This is a genomic window from Microcystis sp. M144S2 (assembly GCF_020246065.1).
GTDB lineage: Bacteria > Cyanobacteriota > Cyanobacteriia > Cyanobacteriales > Microcystaceae > Microcystis > Microcystis ichthyoblabe_A.
The window spans coordinates 1-20215 of record NZ_JADBTR010000094.1; the positions used below are offsets into that span (position 1 = coordinate 1).

Sequence of the window (20215 nt, forward strand, 5' to 3'; positions counted from 1 at the left end):
ACTTGATTTCAGTTTTTTCTTTGTCAGTAAGGGTGTCAACAAGGAATATTACAAATTGTTAACCGAGTCTTGAAAGCCTTGTGCTACAAAGGTTTGAAATGTTAAGAAAGATGTGACTAAAGGACAGCTTAATAAGGGGGGTATCTGACAATTTTCAACAGCTACTTACTTAGATAGCTGATGGCAAAAAAAACAAAACTGATAGTTAGTAACTAAAAAAAAGATGTATCTACTTGACAAAATAAAAAACGGAAGCTTGGTATTGATTGGTTACTTATTATCGCCCCTGTGTTGGTGGAACGATCTAATTTTTAATCTGCCGATCGCCTACGGTTTCGGTCGTTTAATTGCTTGCTTGCACGCCGATTTTTTTCTACCAGCGGCCATGGTTGGTTATTGGTTATCTAATCTTGTGGGAATCCTACTGATGCAGTTCGGAACGAAAGAATTAATCGGTGGAGAGAAAGAAGAACGCAATTGGCCAAAAGAATTAAGAAATGGATTACTTTCCTCGACTGCCTATACATTAGTTATTCTGGTCTTAATTCATTTTCAGGTATTAGAAATGCCCCTGTTATCCTCGATCGCCACTTTTTCCCCGTGATTCCCAAAACCTACTTAAACAATAGCTTATTTTTCTTAGCCATCTTGTTAACATCGCTAACTTTTACGGATTTAGCGATCGCTATTGACCAGCATCCCCAAGGATTTGCTTGGGAAAAATCCCTGCTGCTATCTATTCATCAAACTGCTAATTTAAACCTAAACTTTTTGGCCATAAAACTAACGGGATTAGGCACTTATTGGGGAGTGGCCCCGATACTAACAATTTTACTGCTGATTTTTGCCCTAAAAAAATACTGGTATGGGTTCGCTTATCTCCTTGTGACCATGGCGGGAGGTTGGGCAATTAGTTATAATCTCAAGATTCTTTTTCATCGAAACCGCCCGCAATTTTGGCAGTTATTTTATCCCTTACCCGATGATTTTGCCTTCCCTAGCGGTCATGCTTTATTTAGTTCCCTGTTAGTCATTTCTTTACTGATCCTATCTTGGAGAAAGCGGTGGTTTTTAGGGGTAGTTTTACTGGGGATTCCCTTCCTCTTAGTTATTGCTTGGACTCGTCTTTATTTAGGCGTTCACTTTCCTAGCGATATCCTTGCCTCTTGGCTTTTAGCGATCGCTTGGTCTCTCCTAGTTCATCTCTGGTGGCAACAGTTATTAGAGACACCCAAGGCGATCAATACCCAAGAGGAAACTAATAATTAGTTGATCGACTTGCTGCCCAAAAAAAATATCACGTTATACCTAAATTTTTGGAGAAAGCTAATCAAAGCCCTATAGTAATTATCGTTTGATATTCGTCGCTGACACTGAATCATGAAATCAAAACTGCCACGAGGGAAGGGTCTATCCCTGGGACGGTTTCAAAGCCGTCCCCTTGCTTTTCTCACTTTAGTTCTTCTGTGCATTTTAACCTTTACCTTAGCACCGTCATCGCCCCTGATGGCCACGTCCAAATCTGAGACTAAGATAGACTTTGTATCGCCGGCGTGGGTGGCACAAAATCTCAACGATCCGAAGTTAAAAATTCTCGATGTGCGGATTAATCCTTTGGAATATATCACCGGTCATTTACCAAAAGCGGTGAATATAGCCGACAATAATTTTCGTGGTCCAAACGGATTTTTGCCGGTTCAATATTGGCAAGAGGATAAAATTGGCAGTCTCTTTGCCGCCGCAGGAATCAATAATGGCGATCGAGTGGTAGTATATTCCGATGGTCGCGATGTCTTGGGGGCAACCATGGTCGCCTATTTACTAGAGCGATCGGGGTTCCGAGATGTGGCCGTCTTAGATGGTGGTTTTAAGGGTTATAAGGGTTCTGAACAAAAGGTAACTAAAGAATTCCCTAAATATCAACCCGGGAGCTTTACTGTCCGTGATAATCCCTCGATTCGGGTAAATTTAGCAGAAGTAGAGAAATTGATCGGCAAACCCGATGTGGTTTTTATCGATCCTAGACCGGAAGAACTTTTTCAGGGGAAACAGGATATCTGGCTGAGAAATGGTCATATTCCGGGGGCGAAAAATATACCCTGGCCGACTTTTACGGAAGCGAATAATCCCGATGAATCCCTGAAAAATCCCCATAAATTGAAATCTTTAGACGAAATCAGGAAGATTCTTGCCCAACGCAACATCAAGCCCTCCGATAATATTATCGTCAGTTGCAGTACGGGACGGGAAGCGACTTTACAGTATGTTGTCCTCAAACATCTGCTCGGTTATCCCAAGGTGCGAATTTATGAGGGTTCTTGGACAGAGTACAGTACCACAGATCTGCCCGTCGCTACCGGGCCAGAAAAAGCAGTCTAAAGTCAAGTTTCTCGGTTTATACTCGTTGTGTTTAACCATCTTGCCCAAGATGGTTTTTTTGTTAGGGTAGGTTCCCGAGGACGACCAAGTTAGACGGACGCAAAAAAACCTCGGCGCTCATCCCGAGGTGAATTTAGGAGATTTGAGCTTATGTTGACGTGAAGTTGACGGGAATTAGCTAAGGGCGTTGATCACATAATCAATGTAGGAATTAGCTTCTACAGCAGCATCCCCACTTAATCCGTGATTGGTTTTGATGTATTTTAAGGCTTCGATATACCAACTAGGAGATAGCTCAAAGGCACTATTAATTTCACTCAAACCGGCGACTAGATATTCATCGATCGGGCCTGTACCCCCTACCACGAGGGCATAGGTGATAATTCGGATATAGTAGCCGATATCGCGAACGCACTTGGATTTCCCCCGCTCATCGTAGGCATAGTTCGGCCCCTGGAGTTGGGTGGTGTAGGGAAATTTTTGATAGACAGCGTTGGCTGCTTCTTGGGCTAAACTGGGGGCTTTTTGGGCGAGGATTTTTACCGCTTCTAGGGTGATGGCGGCCTGACGGAAACGACCGAAGGCTACTTGTAATTCAGCACTGCTGAGAAAACGGCCTTGGGAATCGGCAGTAGCCACCGCTTCGGTTAAAGGTGTCTTGGTCATCGATGGAATTGCTCCTACAAAAGTTTAATCGGATTTAGATAAGAAAGTCACAGCATCAGGAAACTGCCGCCGCCGCTCGATCGAAGTAAGAAGCGACTTCTGCTAGTAAAGAACTGCAATCCCCGCGAGTGATCCCGTTGGGATCGGCCGCTAGGGCAAGGGAAGCGTCTTTGAGCTTGAGAATTCCGGCCGCAACAGAAGCCCCCGGAACTCCCAGGGCGACGTAGGTTTCCCGGAGACCGTTCAAGGCGCGATCATCGAGGATGCTGGCATCGCCGGTGAAGGTGGCATAGGTAACGTAGCGCAGGATAATTTCCAAATCCCGCAAGCAGGCGGCCGCACGACGGTTTGTATAGGCGTTGCCACCGGGGGCAACTAAAACGGGCTGTTCTGAAAACAAACTACGCGCCGCATCGGTAACGATCGCAGAAGAATTACTGGAAAGACGATTGACCACATCCACGCGTTTATTACCATCTTTGACGAAGGCAATTAGGGCATTGACTTGATTCTCGCTCAGGTATTCCCCCCGGGTATCGGCCTGGGAAACGACTTTGGCAAAGGCATCTAACACCATAGTTTTCATCTCCTATAATGATGATTGGTTTTGGCAAAATATCGAGGTTGATTTCTCTGGCTTTTCTTTATTTTTTCCGATAAAGTATCTAGGAGTTTTTTTCTTGGAACTATACTATCGTCCTTAAAAAAATTTTTACTCTCCCTTGGCCAGATTTTTTTGTATATCGAGGAACAATTTTTTAAAATTGAATTTAGCCTTGATAGGCACTTCCAGACATACTTCGTTTTTGCCATGAATTATTTTATAGACCATATTTACACCTTTATTTATTAAAAATTATTTCCTAAAAAAGCAGCAAAAAAATAATTTTTTAGGATAAATCTCAGAAAAGTTTTCTAAATGTGTAACCCTATACTAAGAAAAAGTATCGCTTTTTTCATCTCTCTAATAATTCCTTTAAGTTGTTTAAACAAATGTGCTTTTATATACTAATAATAATTAACTAAATTAAGAGAAATTTCCCAAGACAACTTTGCCGATTGTGCTTCGATATACAAAAAAAGTGGCAAGGCAAAAAAATCGACAGGGATAATCCCCGCCGACGTTGTGATCAGAGGTGCCAACACCAGCATTTTGCAGTGTACTCCGACTTAAAAAGTATTGTAAAACATCTTAAATACATATATAATCAAAAATAGCCAACAAGTATAAAGCAAGTGGGATTATGCCGATCGCAAGAGACATCACCCAATTGGTAGGACGAACCCCCCTAGTTCAACTGAATCGAATCCCAGTAGCAGAGGGAGTAAAAGCCCGCATCGTCGTCAAACTGGAAAGTATGAACCCCGCCGCCTCGGTTAAAGATCGCATCGGTGTCAGTATGGTGGAGGACGCGGAAGCTGCCGGACTAATTCACCCCGATAAAACAATTCTGGTGGAACCCACTTCCGGCAATACTGGCATCGCCCTGGCCATGGTGGCGGCGGCCAAAGGATATCGCCTAGTCCTGACTATGCCCGAAACCATGAGTTTAGAACGACGAGCAATGTTAAAAGCTTACGGGGCGCAATTAGAATTAACCCCGGGTAGCCAAGGCATGAAAGGAGCGATCGCCCGGGCTGAGGAAATAGTCGAAAATACCCCCAACGCCTATAGTTTGCAACAGTTCCGCAACCCGGCTAACCCGAAAATTCACCGAGAAACCACCGCCGAAGAAATCTGGGCCGATACCGATGGTCTGGTAGATATCGTTATCGGTGGCGTGGGAACTGGGGGAACCATTACCGGTATTGCCGAAACCATTAAACCCCGTCGTCTCCAATTTCAAGCGATCGCAGTTGAACCCTCTAATAGTCCCGTCTTATCGGGAGGACCACCCGGGCCGCACAAAATCCAAGGCATCGGGGCCGGTTTTATCCCAGCCATTTTCCGACCGGAATTAATCGATGAGGTGATTATCGTCGATGATACGGACGCTTTCGCCTACGCGCGACGGTTAGCTCGTCAGGAGGGACTACTATCGGGCATCTCGGCCGGGGCGGCTTTATGGGCGGCGATTCAAGTGGGCAAAAGACCCGAAAACGAAGATAAATTAATCGTCATGATTCAGCCTAGTTTTGGGGAACGTTACCTCAGCACGGCCCTGTTTAAAGACCTCGAAGATATCGACTAATAGGACAATAAATCGATGGAATTTGCAACGAGGGCGATTCATGGGGGGCAAGAACCAGACTCTAGCCATGGGGCGGTAACGGTTCCCATTTATTCCACTTCCACCTATAACACCAGCTTTACTAGGATTATCGATCGGGATCGAGAATAGGAACGATTTAAAGCGGCATCTGGAAAAGGCCTTGATTGGTTAGGCGAAGTTTTTATCTCATTTGATGGGTTAAGCAATGTTTTTTGACTCGGAAGATTGGCAAACGATTATTTTTCGGCTCAGTATGGCTATGGCCGTCGGCTGTCTGATTGGTTATAACCGACAGCGAGGCGGTCGTCCGGCTGGATTGAGAACTTTTATCATCGTTAGTCTCGGGGCTGCCATGTTCGTGATGATTCCCCTACAAGCGGAAGGAGATGTGGGTTATGCGTCTTCTAATGCCCTCAGTCGCACTATTCAAGGGGTCGCTTCTGGTGTCGGTTTTTTAGGGGCGGGAATCATCCTACAACAATCCCATCGGGAACTAAATAAGGTACAAGTGAAAGGTTTGACTTCGGCGGCGACTATCTGGTTAGCGGCAGGATTAGGCGCGGCTTCTGGTTGCGGTTTATGGCAGATGGTTCTGGTGGGAACTTTTTTCACTCTCTCCACCCTCAGTGGCATTAAACGACTGAAGAAAAAACAACCCTTAGCCAAATATATTAAAGGTCGGAAGAAAATATCTCGGATCAATCAAGAAATAGACTCATCGGATAATTCAGCGTCTCATTAATGAAAGAAGTTATAAAAATTTAATTTTTTATTAAGAAAGCAAAAGCTTTTATATAATGATTTTTGGCTCAAAAAGCTTATATTTTGTCTGCAATTTATTGATTAAAAAACATAATAAATTTTTTATAAAATTGTCTATATATAAACAACATACAAATATTTTATATGATAACATTTAGAAAGAGTAACTATTTTTTCTAAACAGGAGAAAATCAAATCATGATCAACCGAAATAAGAGCTTTCAAAGCCTCAAAAATCAAGTTTTCCGGCTGCTGATTTTCCTCTTAACTGTCACTTTGCTCCTAGGGGGAAGGGGAAATGCGATCGCCTTGCCGCTACTCCCCGAACAGTTGGCCGTCATCGACCGTGCAACAGCAACGGGTGGCACTGTGGTGGAACCAGTCAAGAAAAAAAATGAGGTTTCTAGCCCAAAAATTCTGGAAGATGCGCAAATTACCTATGAAAAAGCCATCCAAGCGGCAAAATCGGCTATCGATGACCTAAATGCTCAACTGGCCGCTCCTTCTCTCGACAAGAAGATTATCGAAGCTCAACAGGACAACCTAGAGGACTTAGCGGACAATATTGACGATCTAGGGGAAAAAGTGAGTAAATTGACGAAAAAATTGACCAAATCCGGGGCTAAACTCAGTGAAACCCTGCAAAACAACCTTATTACCCTAGAAAATAGCCTCGTTAATACCTCCGAGACGATCGATATCTTAGCCGACGACACCGAACGACTCAAAGATAATGCTTCCCCTTTCCTGAAAACTCGCGTGGAAAAGACCATCGACGCGGTTAAACAGACTCTACAGGAAAGCGATCGAGCTTGGCAAGAACTGATCTCCTCGGCCACCACGGAACTGGAAAAAACTAGCACCCCGAAATAAATAGGGCTTGCAAGGGCATAAAATCAGTCTTTTTTGGGGTAATTATCGTTTTTACCCCAAAATCTTCGCAAAACGCCCTAAATCGTCTAAGAAGCTTCTTTATCGACCACCTTGTGCTTTTGACTAGCTAAGTACCTAATCAAAATTAATTACCAATCATGACGCTTACCTATCAACCACCAACCCCCCATCGCTGGCACTTTGATAATCGGGCGATTTTGCCCCTCAGAAACCCTAATTTCTGGAAAATCGAGAGTGGAGTCGTAAAAACCTCCACTTGGTTAGAAGATGGAACCCTAATCGTCTTGGGATTGTGGGGACCTGGCAATTTTGTTGGCAAAACCCTAGAGAGAGTCAATCCCTATCAAGTTGAGTGCATCACTCCTGTGCAAGCAGTTTCCTTTTCCGCACTTGAGAGTTATCAAATGGCAGAAATTCTGCTGTCTCATCTTCAGCAAGCACAAGAACTAAGTATTATTCGTAGCTACAAACGTACTGATGTTATGGTTGTGAAATTACTGTCATGGTTAGGCAATCAATTTGGTAAACAAACCGGTACCGGACAATTAATTGATGTGCGTCTAACTCATCAGGATATCGCTGACTTATTAGGAACCACTAGAGTCACAATTACCCGCGCACTTAACAGTCTAGAACAACAGGGGGCCGTGGAACGTCTTCCTGTCCATCGTCTTCTTTTACGAGAGGAGGACATCTGGCACTACGAGATTTAGAATGGGAAGGATTATCTCTTTTTTCAATCTATGAATTGGTTAGTAGCCCTTTTAATTACTAGCATGACGAGTTTTGTAGCCACAAATCTTGATGATCTGATGGTGCTAATGTTGTTTTTCTCGCGACTTAATGCTAATTTTCGACCTCGACACCTGATTGTTGGTCAATACCTCGGTTTTACCCTGATTCTCCTAGCTAGTTCCCTCGGTTTACTATTTGGGTTACTGGTTTCTAAAGAATGGATTGGTCTATTAGGATTTATCCCTCTAATTATCGGCATTAAACAACTTTTGTCAAGGGAAAATGAGGATTATATTCAAGAAGTAAGAGAAGATGTTAATTATTCTAAAAATCGCTCCTTTTTTCCTCGTTTTCCCTCCCAAACCTATTACGTTGCTGCCGTGACCGTGGCTAATGGCGGTGATAATATTGGTATCTATACCTCTCTTTTTGCCAATAATTCCCCGATGCACGTCTTAATTATCATGATAATTTTTTATCTCATGATGGGGATTTGGTGCGTCCTAGCCTATTTTTTGATTACCCATCCCAGGATAGCTAAAGTGGTTACAAACTACGGACATAAAATTAGTCCTTTTATCTATATTATTCTAGGAATTTATATCTTAATTGACAGCAAATCCTATCGTTTATTTTTAATGTCTTAACCAAGAATGCCTAAAAATTATCTTTCAGCTAAGTAGGTAGGTGTTAAAAGTTGTCAGACACCCCCCTTATCAAGGGGGGCAGGGGGGATCCCCCCGCCTATCGGCACCCCCCTTATCAAGGGGGGCAGGGGGGATCAGAGACAAAATCTATCTTCAATTTAATTATAACTACTTACTTAGACCAAGTAATACTAACTCTTTAACCCTTACCATATCCCTAATTCCCTCCCCGATAGTTATCTATGAGCTACATTGACCGGAATCAATTTTCTGCAACTTTCGACATCGCCATTATCGGGGGAGGATTTAGTGGTTCCCTGGTGACAGCGAACCTGTTACGCGACACAGGGACTCCATTATCGATCGCCCTGATCGAGCGCCGAAAACCCCTCGGTACGGGGATCGCCTACGGAACGCGAGACAGCGGCCACCTGCTCAATATTCCTGCGGGCAAAATGAGCGCCTTCGAGGACGATCCCGAACATTTCCTCCACTGGTTAGGGGATAACGGCTATCGATCGATCGATCCGGCCAGTTTCGTCCCGCGTCTAGTGTACGGCAAATACATCCGATCGATCCTAGAAGAAGCGCGGAACAACGCCATTGCCGATCACCGTCTGGAGACATTTACCGATGCGGCGATCGATCTGGTACTCGACGGGGAAAAGGCGACGATTACCCTCAAAGGAGGCAAGAAAATCAGCGCCGCTAAAGTAGTTCTGGCGCTGGGCAATTTTCCCGCAACGGTTCCCCAACCCCTCGCGTCTCTCAATTCCCTCTATCTCCGCGACGCTTGGGAGACGGACACACTCGCCGATCTAAAACCCGACGGGACGATTCTGCTCGTCGGTACGGGGTTAACGATGGTGGATATGGTGGTTTCCCTGGCACAAAGGGGATTCACGGGCAAAATCCACGCAGTTTCCCGTCATGGCCTGATCCCTCGATCGCACCGACCCACCGATCCCTATCCCCCGTTCCTCACCCTCGAAACCGCGCCCCAGACCACCCGGGGACTCCTAGGGCGAATTCGCACGGAGGTAAAAACCGCCGAGAGTCAAGGTCACGACTGGCGGGCCGTTTTAAACGCCTTACGTCCGATATCTCAAGGTCTATGGCATTCTCTGCCGATAGCGGAACGCGCCAGATTTCTACGCCACCTGAAAGCCTATTGGGAGGTTCTTCGCCATCGCCTCGCCGACGAGATCGCCAGTATCCTCGACGAGGCCGTAGAATCGGGACAATTAACCTATCATGGGGGAAGAATTGAAACTGCTGAGGTTAAAAACGGCTGTGTAGAGGTTACTATCCGTCAACGGGGGACGGGAAACCTGTTAAACCTAACGATCGATCGAATTATTAACTGTACCGGCGCGAGTAACGATTACGCGACCATAACCGATCCCCTCGTCGTTCATCTTCGCCAACGGGGGTTAATCCGTCCCCATCCTTTGAATTGTGGCATCGAAACCGCCGACAACGGGGCGATTCTCGGGCCGGATGGTACGGCATCGCCAACCCTCTACACTTTGGGAAATCCCCGCAAAGGCGATCTCTGGGAAACCACCGCCATTCCCGAACTGCGTTTACAGGCGGCCGAACTGGCCCGGGATTTGTTGCGATCGCTGAAAGAGAGAATTTCTCTCCCCACGGCCTACTCGATCCCATTCCGGCCGGCAGCGCCGATTTTCCGTCAGCTTTTTGATAGGGAATCGAGTACCTACACCTATCTGATCGCTGATTTGGGTACGGGGGAGGCAATTTTAATCGATCCGGTTCTCGAACAGGTTGATCGCGATCGGCAGATTCTTTGGCAGTTGGGGTTAACTCTAGGCTACACGATGGAAACCCATGTCCACGCCGACCATATCACCGGAGCGCACCGATTACGGGAGTTAACCAACTGTTCTATCCTCGTTCCCGAAAACGCCGAAGTGAGCGATATCGATGGTTATGTGCGCGATGGCGACATCTGGATCGTGGCAGGTCAGCAGCTAAAAGCGATCGCTACTCCGGGCCACACCGATAGTCATATAGCCTATCTCATCGATGAAAAACGCCTATTAACGGGGGATGCACTCTTAATTCGCGGTTGCGGTCGTACCGATTTTCAGAACGGTTCGCCGGAAGTCCTCTACAAGACGGTAACGGAGAAGTTATTCACCCTCCCCGATGATACGCTTGTTTATCCCTGTCACGATTATCTGGGAAGAACGGTCTCCTCGATCGGTGAGGAAAAGCGCTGGAATCCCCGTTTCGCCGGCCGCAATCGCGAGGATTTTATTCAGTTAATGAATAATCTCAATCTACCCTACCCGAAGAAGATGACCGCGGCCTTAAGTGCCAACGCACGGGGTGGTAAGGTGGTTTTCGTGATGGATTATCAGATTTAACCCGGCAAGCGATCGATCGCCCCGTCGGTCTTGCGCTACACTGGATAACGGAAGACCAGAGGAGTACAAGCCCATTCCTACTGCCGCGCAACAGCTAACCTGTTTTATTTTAAGTTATTGGGCAACGAAGATGTATTTGCCCGTTAATATTGTTCCGATTGACGAAAGAACGGGAAATATCTTTTTTCTCGCTGGGGAAGAGCAAGAAATTATTATTTTTAAAAATGGCGATTGGAGGTATGTATGATAAAACGCGAGTTTGAATCGATGAGTCGCGAGGAACTACGGAGTTATATTCTCGAACATAGAGAGGACGAGAGGGCCTTTCAAATTTATCTCGATCGGGTGACGGCCGAACCGGGAGAAATTTATCCCGCACCGCATTCGATCGAGGATTTAAGTCATTTTCCCGATCTCGTGACCAAAAATCGTCGCAATAAACAACAGAAAATATAAATTCAAAGCATAAAAGCCTATTAATAAAAGTCCTTTAAATGTCTATAATTATGTCCTTTAAATGTCTATAATTATGTCCTTGATTATCAGGCTTAATTGAAGAATTACTTTGTTTAGGTAACATTGATTCCGCCCAATTTTCTAGGCTTCTATCATATATCCGATCCTCGAACTCATGTAAAGATCGAACAATAGGAGGCATAGAAAGATTCAAATGATCGCAATAATCTGTAGATTTAACTATCGATTCAAAGACATTAGATGCTAGTAGTGCATCATAAAATGTAAGAATTAGTGGGATCACAGGTTTATCTTTTAGTTTAAGAGCTTCAATAGTTGATGATATTTGTTCTGTAGCACCATGAATTCTTCCCCACAAACTCGCCAATCCTTTGGGATTAAAACATACGCTTGTATCGGAAGACATTAAAGAATTTTTGCATTCAATAATAATATAAACATTAGGTAGAGTAATTAGAAAATCAGCCCTTTTGTCGTGAGAGCTTTGTGGATTTTCAACCTCTCTAATCTTTTCAAAACAGTTAGGTGCGATTATAGGTAATAAAACGTTAGCGAGATATTGTTCAAAAGCTTGATCCAAAATCTTATTAGATGGAAGATGCTTACATGTTATATTCCAAGAAGATTCCATTAATGAACACGCGTCTGGCAAACAATATTTATCTTGACCCAGATCAATAAAAGGATAATCGAGAAAAGAATTATAAAAGAAAGGATGATAGACTTCACTTGTATTATTTAACCTTTCTGTAACTATATTACAGAATGAGTCACGATCACTCGAACTAAAAACTCGACTATTTAAACGAACAAAAATCCTTAGATTTTCTTCGGTATAACCTTTAGATTTCAGTTCGTCATCAAAATGTATACTTTTTTTAAAATCTAGTACACCTCGAAATCTCGTTTTCAAAAAACATCCGATGCTAGACATAAACTGAACAAAATAAAATTCATGATTGAATTTAGTGGAGGATTCAAAAAAATTTATAGTATTTAAGTCTATAGAATTTAGAATTTCAAAAACCTTCATAGTTCGTTGTACACGAGCAAGTTGTACAGGAGCAAGGGGGGTCCAAAATCCAGAATTTTGAAAAAGTGCCTGACGCTGTAAGAAAAGATGGCCTCCATTTTTGCGTATTAGTTCTTTGGTGAAAATATCACTTAGAAGCAATTTCCAGTTACGAACAGTTTTGTAATTCTCTCGCTCCCAAGTATGTAAATCATTAAAGATATATTCTGCTTCCGTATCTAGGAGGGTTTTATCTGAAATGGTATGATTAGCAAAATTGAACAAGACATCAATGAGACTTTCAAATTCTTGAAAAGTAATCGCTTGATTACCGTAAGGATTTCCTGCACTCGCAAGCAAGATCAAGCGTAAAGCATAATTTCGTCTGGAATTTTTTTTTACCCGTCCTAGACGCGATATTCGAGGTCCCCCATTTTGCCATTCTTGCCAACATACACTTGTACCAACTTCTACAAACGAGTTAGAGTTATAACGACGGAGATATTCACGAAACTCTTTGATACTTTTAAATTCCATTGAACGAGTTCGGGGAGTTAATACGAACGATTAAAGCAAACTTCCTTTCTCTAATTTTAACAAGATTTCCTCTCAAACATCCCGATCGCCTCCAGCGCAGCAATGCCGATCGCTCTCTACCCCGACCATCCCCAACCCGCGACTATTTCCCGTTGCTCATCCATTCCCGAAAGTCACGAGAAGATCATTCAACGCATCCATATCACCATCCATTAAAAACGCATCGTGACCGTGCGGCGATCGCAGCCAGAATAATTCAGAATTGGGGATATATTTCGCCAATTCCTCTTGTTCTACGGGAGGATAAAGAAGATCCGAATCGATCGCCACGATCGCCGTCGGTTGTTGAATCGACTGTAAAACCGATTCGTAACTTTTTCCCGTCCGGGTGACATCATGACGATCCATCGCCCTACTTAAGGTGATATAAGCATTAGCGTCAAAACGTTCGACTAACTTTTTTCCCTGATATTCTAAATAGCGGGCGATCGTGAACTCTCCCCCCTCCCCGTACTCCCGGCCGAAACGGGACTCGAAACTGGCGTGCGATCGGTAGGTAGTCATCGCCATCATCCGGGCTGCCGATAAACCCCGGGCCGGAGGGCGATCGAGCGCATAATTTCCCCCTTGCCAATGGGGATCGGCATAGATCGCTCCCCTTTGAGCTTCTCCTAGTGCGATACACCAGGCCGAATGTCGTCCCGAAGCCGCAATCACAGCGATCGATCGCGTCCTCTCCGGGTACAGTAGCGCCCACTCCAAAACCTGCATTCCTCCCAAGGAACCCCCGATCACCAATCGCAAAGACTCGATCCCCAATGCGTCCACCAACAGCCGTTGTAGGTGAACCAGATCCCGAATGGTGATCTCCGGGAAAGTCGGACCGTAGGGTTTACCGGTACGGGGATCGATCGAAGTGGGGCCGGTTGTCCCGTAGCAACTGCCGAGAATATTGCTACAGACAATAAAATCCCGGGTCGGATCGAGAACGCGTCCGGTTCCTAACAAAGGTTCCCACCAAGCTTCCACGTCGGCCCATCCCGTGAAGGCATGACAGACAATAACCCCGTTATCCCGCTTGTTATTCAAAATTCCCCAGGTTCGATAGGCGATCCGCACCCTTTCGAGAACCGCCCCCGATTCGAGAACAAAAGGATGCGGTGGGGAATAGAAACGGGTTTCCGGGGAGATCAAGTCTAGGCGATCCATGGGCGGGGTGGTGGGTTATAAACTCTGGAAAGTTTGCTGGAAATCCTCGATAATATCGTCAATATGTTCCAAACCCACGGAAATGCGGATTAATTCGGGCGTTACTCCCGCCGATCGCTGTTCTTCTTCGTTTAACTGCTGGTGAGTCGTCGAGGCGGGATGGATAACCAGGGTTTTTGCGTCCCCCACGTTGGCGAGATGACTAGCTAGTTTCACCCGGTTGATAAAATTCCGCCCGGCCTCGAAACCGCCCCGAATCCCGAAGGCTAAAACCCCGCCGAAGCCGTGTTTTAGGTACTTCTTCGCCCGTTCGTGGTAAGGATGTTCCGGTAATCCGGGATAATCCACCCATTCCACCTGTGGCTGTTCTTTGAGCCAGTTCGCCAAGGCCAACGCATTGGATACATGACGATCGACCCGTAGGGAGAGGGTTTCCAATCCCTGTAGCAGTAAAAATGCGTTAAACGGACTCAAGGCGGGTCCGAAGTCCCGCAATCCCTCCACCCGCGCCCGGATAATAAAGGCGATATTGCCCAAAGGGCCGGACGGTCCGAATACCTCATAGAAATTCAACCCGTGATAACCCGGTGCGGGTTCGGTAAACTGGGGAAATTTGCCGTTTCCCCAGTCGAATTTACCCGAATCGACGATTACTCCGCCGATGGAAGTGCCGTGACCGCCGATCCATTTGGTGGCCGATTGCACCACGATATCGGCCCCCTGTTCGATCGGGCGACAGAGATAGCCGCCGCAGCCGAAGGTATTATCGACGATCAAGGGAATGCCGTTCTCGTGGGCGATATGGGCCAGGGCGGCAAAATCAGGAATATTAAATCGGGGATTGCCGATCGTCTCTACATATAAAGCTTTAGTGCGATCGTCGATCGCCGCTCGAAAAGCTTCGGCCTCATCGCCATCGACGAACTTGACATTTATTCCTAAACGCGGTAGGGAGACTTTGAACTGATTATAGGTTCCGCCGTAGAGGTAGCTAGTGGAAACGATATTATCCCCCGCACCGGCAATATTAGCGATCGCTAGAAATTGCGCCGCCTGACCGCTAGAGGTGGCCAGGGCCGCCGCACCCCCTTCTAAAGCGGCGATCCGCTTCTCGAAGACATCGGTGGTCGGGTTCATGATCCTGGTGTAGATGTTACCGAACTCTTCTAGGGCAAACAGTCGCGCCCCGTGGTCGGCATCGTTGAAAACGTAGGAGGTGGTTTGATAGATGGGAACGGCGCGGGCGTTGGTTCCGGGGGCAGGTTCCTGGCCGGCGTGTACTTGCAGCGTCTCGAAACGGTAACGGTCAGACATGGGCGTTCAGGGAGGGAAATAAAGGATAAATTCCTCGATCTGTGCGATCAAGGACAAGGGGTGATTAAATGACCTCCTTAGGGGATGGAATGGGTACAGTGGGCTTATCTGCTTACTGTATTTTTCTATCATCGCCATCTTCTGGGAGTCAATTTATCGAGATATCCTGTATACAAAATATCTTCTATGCCGAAATTAGATTGTGTTAAGGTAATTGCTACAAAGGAAAACAGCTAGACTGGGGTAATGAGAATGTACCATTTAAGACAAAGGAAATTTTGTTATAATTGCTTCTGGATAATCTCGGACGCTTTCTTGGATAGATAAATGCTTTTTTAGTCAACTTTCTGATTAAAACTAATGAGATGATCGTTTTAATTCATGATTAATAAAACATTTAATCGGCGACTATGGTAACTACAAATAGACAAGTATTTCTCGATATTTTGCCAGCCAGAAGGGAGAGAATGGACGAGAATAAATCTGACTTCATCTAAATAATATAGGACAAGTTTACCTTTATTTTCTAGTTGCTAAAATTCTTAAAATAGATAAAATCAGCCCTTTTATTTATATGTAAACTTATACTGTCAACCATCTCTATTCTCAATTAAAATGCTCAAAATTCGTCTTTTATCTAGACCCAGTAATATCTTTTTTTTGTTATTAATCTTGGCGATTATTTTTAATCCCTTCGTGATTGTCAATGCGGGAGAAAGAGGGGTTTTAATGGTTTTTGGACAGGTGCAAGATCAGATACTTAATGAGGGCATTCACGGGATTATTCCGGTTGTTAACACGGTGAAAAAACTAAGTGTGAGAATCCAAAAACAACAGATAGCGGCCGAAGCTTCCTCCAAAGACTTACAGGAAGTATTCACAGATGTGGCCCTGAATTGGCATATTTTAGCATCAGAAGTTAATACTATTTTTCAACAAATTGGCGATGAAGCGGCTGTCATCGAACGAGTGATCGATCCAGCAGTGGAGGAAATTCTTAAGGCAGTTATGGCTAAATATACCGCCGAAGAATTAATTACTAAACGGGAGGAGGTGAAAGGAGAAGTAGATATTCGTTTGAGCGAAAGACTGAAAAATTATCATATCGGTGTCGATGATATTTCTTTGGTTCATGTCAATTTTTCCGATCGCTTTACCGATGCGGTGGAAGCCAAACAAATTGCCGAACAGGAAGCTAAAAAAGCCGGTTTTATGGTGTTGAAAGCCTTGAAAGAATCGGAAGTAAAAATCAATCTGGCCAAGGGAGAGGCGGCAGCTCATCGCATTCTCCAAGATTCCTTAAGTCCGGAAGTTTTACAGAACAAAGCGATCGAAAGATGGGACGGTAAACTCCCCCTATTTATGGATGATAATCTGCTCAAGTCCCTTGAATTGGTTAAAGATAAGCGAAAAAGTGGCTTGAAGAAGACTTAAGAATCCTTAATGACCAGATGATAAAAACAATTTATTAAAACCAGAAGAAAGAATACTTAATTTTATTGAACTTCACTGCGAGGAACTCCTCTATGCTGTTTAAATCCCGAAAGACAAAGCAGAAATTTAACCCTGATTACTGGCGAGATCATTCGGCCAACGAACGTACCTATCTGTCTTGGATGCGTGCTTCCATCGCTTTGATGGGTTTTGGTCTAGTCATTTTGCGTTTACGGACAGCATCTTTGTCATCTCTAGGACTAGGTTGGTTGTTGGGTTTTGTCTTCGCTATGGTGGGATTATTAACCGTTGTCATCGCCACGCGCCGATATTTTCTCATCCGGCGGGCGATCGATAGTAATAGCTACGAACCCGCTCAAGTCTGGATTATTTGCTTTAGTATAGCGATCGCTTGTCTCGGGTCGGGAATTCTCTATTTTGTCGCCACCAGTCCCGATAGCGGTGGAGTGGAAAGCATCGGTTTCGATTAAAACCCCATCCTCGCAGGGAGCGGGATGGGGAAAAATTGCTCGATACAGGCTGTAAAATCCAGATAACTATTTAGAATTACCCATTTTCCGACCTTTCCCAAGAAGGGGCAAAAGGTGGACAAATTAAAGGACAGGCGCGCCAATGACTGTGAACAGGGACTCCCAAGCGTTGACAATAGCCATTTCCTCTCCCCTGAAACTTATAAAACCGACAGTAACGACAGGTAGAGGAACAAGTAGCAACTTTCGGGAGAGGATTTCCCGTGGATTCGATCGCTGTTAGTTTTGGGGATAGGGTGGAAATGGTGTCTAGCAAGGAAGTCTCCAAGGCTAACGGGGTTCACTAGCGACTCTTACCGTACCTAGTCACCAATTATGTCACAGTCGCCCATCCTCCCGGAGTATAACGGTTGACACGCTCCTAAAAAATTGAGAAAATCCCTTGCCGCTAGACCTATTCCACCACAACACCCTTAGAAAAGCCCCAACTTAACGAGGATCGCCACCATCATCAATACCATCCACTCTGGCGGTAAATAGGTTGGTTGACAAGCTTTTAATAACAATCTTCCCCCTACTGCGAACACTGTTAAGTAGGTAGGCGTTAAAAGTTGTCAGACACCCCCCTTATCAAGGGGGGCAGGGGGGATCCCCCCGCCTATCGGCACCCCCCTTATCAAGGGGGGATCAAGGGGGGATTCAAGGCAAAATCCATTTTTAATTTAATTATAACCAGCTACTTATACCAATTCTCCAAAGTCTGACTACAGAAGTTTAATCCCCCTAAATCCCCCTTAAAAAGGGTGACTTAAATTCGATGTGTAGTTTTAATTTAGGGAAATGGTATTAGATAGGCCGCCTCTTGTAGGTAAACAAACTCAGCTAACCACTTAACAATTGACAATCTCCGCCCTAAAAGTGCCGAGATTCTTGGGCAACTCCCTTGGTGGCTCTTAGTCGTACCTTACCGGCATCTATGCTCATTTCTTCAACTTCGACTTCTAGGTTAGAGGGTAATTCTTCAAAATCCTAGCGATGTAAGAGGCGTTGTTGGGTACTGTGAGAAACAGCAATTCCTGTCAATGATTTGATTTTCTGCTCCGATTTCTCAGATCTTCATCGCCACTTAATAGCAAACAGTTCTTCTCTAACATTGGAATCATCCGAGTTCTCGGCTTTACTTCTAACTTCTTTGCTTGTTTTTCTGTAATTGGTAATTCACCTAAAATACTTTTCACTTTTCTCGTTCGACCGGCGGTTTCTTCTGTACTTATTTTGATAAAAAAATACCGATTTCTGGGTTAACATACTGAATCATTAAATCTCTGACCTTCTCCTCTATTTCTCGCAAGTTATAGCGTTTCCTGTTCGCAAGAGATACATTATCGATGGTGAAAAGCTTCATTAGCAAAGGTTAAACTGTGCCACACAGGTGTGAGAACCGCTATAATCTCATTTCTCTTTGTGATCAATTTCAAGATTTTCTAGTTTTTGACAGCCATAAGCATTAATACTCATTGCACAAGTGAGATGCTCCCTAAAGATTGCTTTGTGTCGATTTATTAATTACTCAAAGAAAATGCCCAGACCATGCTTTCTAATATGCGAGTAAGTACCGAAAGCAAAACCAACTCCTAAAAAGTTAAAAGGACTGTAACCACCCGAAAGCAACAGCAATACAGCCCACCCAAACACTCCAGGTAGGACGGTGAGCAAAGCAGTTCGTTTGAGATAATCTAATCGGTGCGGTTTCACAACGGATTTTATAAATAATAGGGGAAGTTTGATGTATAGAGTGAAGACTACACAGGAAAACATGATTATGCCTCCCTTGAGTAAAAAGGTTAAAACTCCGATGTGAAAAGCATTAATTTCATAACCTAAAATTGATGGAAACGTAGAGCCTAAACCTTTACCAAAAACAATTTCCAGTATATCTTGAAAATATTTAATTCCATCGATTGCTTCCTCGATTCGCAATTCAGAATTTCGTTGACTATTATAATTTTGGCTATCAAAAAATCTGTCGAAGATTAAAGAATTTTGGAAAAAGCTTATGAACATTTGCTGAAATTCAACAAAAACCGTGATGCTTAATATAAAAATACTCACAATCAATAACAGATAGGTAAATTGTTTAGGTTTTCTGAGAGACGATTTAGATGTTAGTACGCCCTCAGATATAGTGTAAGATAAGCCGAAACTAGAAAAGACTAGGACAGTTAAAATACATAGGACAATGGATCTAGTTGCTCCGATAAACCCTAAAGAATAAAGGTGAATTGCCACCAATCCCAAGATCAATATTCTCAAAAGCCATCCCTGTCTACACAATACCCCAAGAGCAATGCCAGTTAGAGGCAGAAGTAAGGCAGAATAGTGATAGGCCGAATTATCTATAATTCTAGCTGTCAAACCTGCTGTGGACAGGACATTCATTCTTTCAGCTTGTAGTGAAATAGCATAGTAAATATAGAGAGTAGGAACGGCAATCAATGCCATCAATTGTACCTTGGGGCGGTAGGACTGGACAATAATGCGAAACAGGGCTAAACCTCCTATCGGCCACAAAAAAGTCAATAAATCCATTCTGATCCAAGGAATATCATTACCAAAAATTCGCCAGCCCATCAAGGTATAAAAAATAACGACAGCTACATAGAAAATTCCAGTTTTGCCTAGAAGTAGACGACGGAAATCCCGGTCGATAAGCAGTGCAGAAGTCACAAGAATAACAAAACTCACAGTCATACCTGATGTTTCACCTAGCCTGACCACAGTACGTTTTTCTAGCTCAAATTGGGCATTTAAAAAATCAGAAAAAGTTAGCAACAAAAGACTGATATAGAAAATAATGGTAGAAATAATCTTGAAACCATAAGCTTTTCTAGATACTTTTGGCTGATAAACTGCTATCTTTTGCACCGAGACTACCTCCCATGTTATAAACTTTACCTTAATGGCTTAATCTGGATTTTTGTCAATAGTTAAGGCTCAAAAAGTTAATATAAAAACTTTTAGCTCAGTCCATCTAAGTTTTTATCTATGTTTC

The 20215-nt window shown here is 44.1% G+C and carries 21 protein-coding genes and 2 pseudogenes; 15 read left to right on the forward strand and 8 right to left on the reverse strand.

From position 1 onward, the window contains the following. Positions 1–223 precede the first annotated feature (223 nt). From IM462_RS11710 to IM462_RS11720, 3 genes are all read left to right on the forward strand, one after another. On the forward strand, positions 224–604 hold the full coding sequence (locus IM462_RS11710; protein WP_002767300.1) for a DUF7980 family protein: 381 nt from the start codon (positions 224–226) through the stop codon (positions 602–604). After that, positions 601–1269, forward strand: coding sequence for a phosphatase PAP2 family protein (locus tag IM462_RS11715; protein ID WP_287703962.1), 669 nt, complete (start codon positions 601–603; stop codon positions 1267–1269). The genes IM462_RS11710 and IM462_RS11715 overlap by 4 nt, the downstream gene beginning before the upstream one ends. A 111-nt stretch (positions 1270–1380) precedes the next feature. Next, entirely contained in the window at positions 1381–2379 is a 999-nt protein-coding gene (locus tag IM462_RS11720) for a sulfurtransferase (RefSeq protein ID WP_287703964.1), read from the forward strand. A gap of 174 nt (positions 2380–2553) precedes the next feature. Here the strand turns inward: IM462_RS11720 and cpcA are convergent, their stop codons facing one another. After that, entirely contained in the window at positions 2554–3045 is a 492-nt protein-coding gene (gene cpcA, locus IM462_RS11725; protein WP_002732914.1) for a C-phycocyanin subunit alpha, read from the reverse strand. A 55-nt stretch (positions 3046–3100) separates the two neighbouring features. Further along, positions 3101–3619, reverse strand: coding sequence for a C-phycocyanin subunit beta (gene cpcB / locus IM462_RS11730; RefSeq protein WP_002733930.1), 519 nt, complete (start codon positions 3617–3619; stop codon positions 3101–3103). A 670-nt stretch (positions 3620–4289) separates the two neighbouring features. Here cpcB and cysK point away from each other — a divergent pair. The 10 genes and pseudogenes from cysK to IM462_RS11775 all read left to right on the forward strand — a co-directional run bounded on the left by cysK (position 4290) and on the right by IM462_RS11775 (position 11145). After that, a complete protein-coding gene (gene cysK, locus IM462_RS11735) occupies positions 4290–5237 on the forward strand; it encodes a cysteine synthase A (RefSeq protein ID WP_287703966.1) in 948 nt (315 codons plus the stop codon). A 15-nt stretch (positions 5238–5252) separates the two neighbouring features. Further along, complete coding sequence (locus tag IM462_RS11740) at positions 5253–5387, forward strand: PLP-dependent transferase (RefSeq protein WP_228051289.1); 135 nt, start codon at positions 5253–5255, stop codon at positions 5385–5387. A 76-nt stretch (positions 5388–5463) separates the two neighbouring features. Beyond that, positions 5464–6000, forward strand: a complete 537-nt coding sequence (locus IM462_RS11745) for an MgtC/SapB family protein (protein WP_002793801.1) — start codon at positions 5464–5466, stop codon at positions 5998–6000. 218 nt (positions 6001–6218) lie between these two features. After that, complete coding sequence (locus IM462_RS11750) at positions 6219–6893, forward strand: hypothetical protein (RefSeq protein WP_287703968.1); 675 nt, start codon at positions 6219–6221, stop codon at positions 6891–6893. Positions 6894–7051: 158 nt separating this feature from the next. After that, on the forward strand, positions 7052–7627 hold the full coding sequence (locus IM462_RS11755; protein ID WP_287663052.1) for a Crp/Fnr family transcriptional regulator: 576 nt from the start codon (positions 7052–7054) through the stop codon (positions 7625–7627). 30 nt (positions 7628–7657) lie between these two features. Continuing rightward, positions 7658–8296, forward strand: coding sequence for a cadmium resistance transporter (locus IM462_RS11760; RefSeq protein ID WP_287703970.1), 639 nt, complete (start codon positions 7658–7660; stop codon positions 8294–8296). Between the two features lie 242 nt (positions 8297–8538). Then, a pseudogene (locus tag IM462_RS11765) lies at positions 8539–9018 on the forward strand (FAD/NAD(P)-binding protein); the annotation flags it as partial. A 963-nt stretch (positions 9019–9981) separates the two neighbouring features. Continuing rightward, a complete protein-coding gene (locus tag IM462_RS11770; protein ID WP_287703994.1) occupies positions 9982–10689 on the forward strand; it encodes an MBL fold metallo-hydrolase in 708 nt (235 codons plus the stop codon). A gap of 73 nt (positions 10690–10762) precedes the next feature. Further along, on the forward strand, positions 10763–10936 hold the full coding sequence (locus tag IM462_RS21235) for a DUF6888 family protein (protein WP_419548430.1): 174 nt from the start codon (positions 10763–10765) through the stop codon (positions 10934–10936). Continuing rightward, positions 10933–11145 (forward strand): DUF6887 family protein, encoded by a 213-nt coding sequence (locus IM462_RS11775; protein WP_002779089.1) that lies wholly within the window; start codon positions 10933–10935, stop codon positions 11143–11145. Before IM462_RS21235 ends, IM462_RS11775 begins: the two co-directional genes overlap by 4 nt. Positions 11146–11179: 34 nt before the next feature. On the opposite strand, the gene IM462_RS11780 is transcribed toward IM462_RS11775, so the two are convergent. The 3 genes from IM462_RS11780 to IM462_RS11790 form a co-directional block, all read right to left on the reverse strand. Next, positions 11180–12715, reverse strand: a complete 1536-nt coding sequence (locus IM462_RS11780; RefSeq protein ID WP_287703972.1) for a hypothetical protein — start codon at positions 12713–12715, stop codon at positions 11180–11182. Positions 12716–12871: 156 nt separating this feature from the next. Continuing rightward, positions 12872–13924 carry a homoserine O-acetyltransferase MetX gene (gene metX / locus IM462_RS11785; RefSeq protein ID WP_287703974.1) on the reverse strand — a complete coding sequence of 351 codons (1053 nt, stop codon included), beginning with the start codon at positions 13922–13924 and terminating at the stop codon, positions 12872–12874. A 15-nt stretch (positions 13925–13939) separates the two neighbouring features. Further along, on the reverse strand, positions 13940–15238 hold the full coding sequence (locus IM462_RS11790) for an O-acetylhomoserine aminocarboxypropyltransferase/cysteine synthase family protein (RefSeq protein WP_287703976.1): 1299 nt from the start codon (positions 15236–15238) through the stop codon (positions 13940–13942). A gap of 615 nt (positions 15239–15853) precedes the next feature. Here IM462_RS11790 and IM462_RS11795 point away from each other — a divergent pair. Together IM462_RS11795 and IM462_RS11800 are read left to right on the forward strand one after the other, a co-directional pair. After that, positions 15854–16672, forward strand: coding sequence for a prohibitin family protein (locus IM462_RS11795; protein ID WP_287703978.1), 819 nt, complete (start codon positions 15854–15856; stop codon positions 16670–16672). A gap of 92 nt (positions 16673–16764) precedes the next feature. Beyond that, positions 16765–17163: a YidH family protein gene (locus tag IM462_RS11800; RefSeq protein ID WP_069473834.1), complete on the forward strand. Its 399-nt coding sequence runs from the start codon at positions 16765–16767 to the stop codon at positions 17161–17163. 76 nt (positions 17164–17239) lie between these two features. Here the strand turns inward: IM462_RS11800 and IM462_RS11805 are convergent, their stop codons facing one another. The 3 genes and pseudogenes from IM462_RS11805 to IM462_RS11815 form a co-directional block, all read right to left on the reverse strand. Then, on the reverse strand, positions 17240–17479 hold the full coding sequence (locus IM462_RS11805; protein ID WP_287703980.1) for a hypothetical protein: 240 nt from the start codon (positions 17477–17479) through the stop codon (positions 17240–17242). Between the two features lie 617 nt (positions 17480–18096). Then, a pseudogene (locus IM462_RS11810) lies at positions 18097–18517 on the reverse strand (ISKra4 family transposase); the annotation flags it as partial. A 212-nt stretch (positions 18518–18729) separates the two neighbouring features. Beyond that, positions 18730–20088: a hypothetical protein gene (locus IM462_RS11815; protein WP_287703982.1), complete on the reverse strand. Its 1359-nt coding sequence runs from the start codon at positions 20086–20088 to the stop codon at positions 18730–18732. Between the last annotated feature and the right edge of the window lie 127 nt (positions 20089–20215).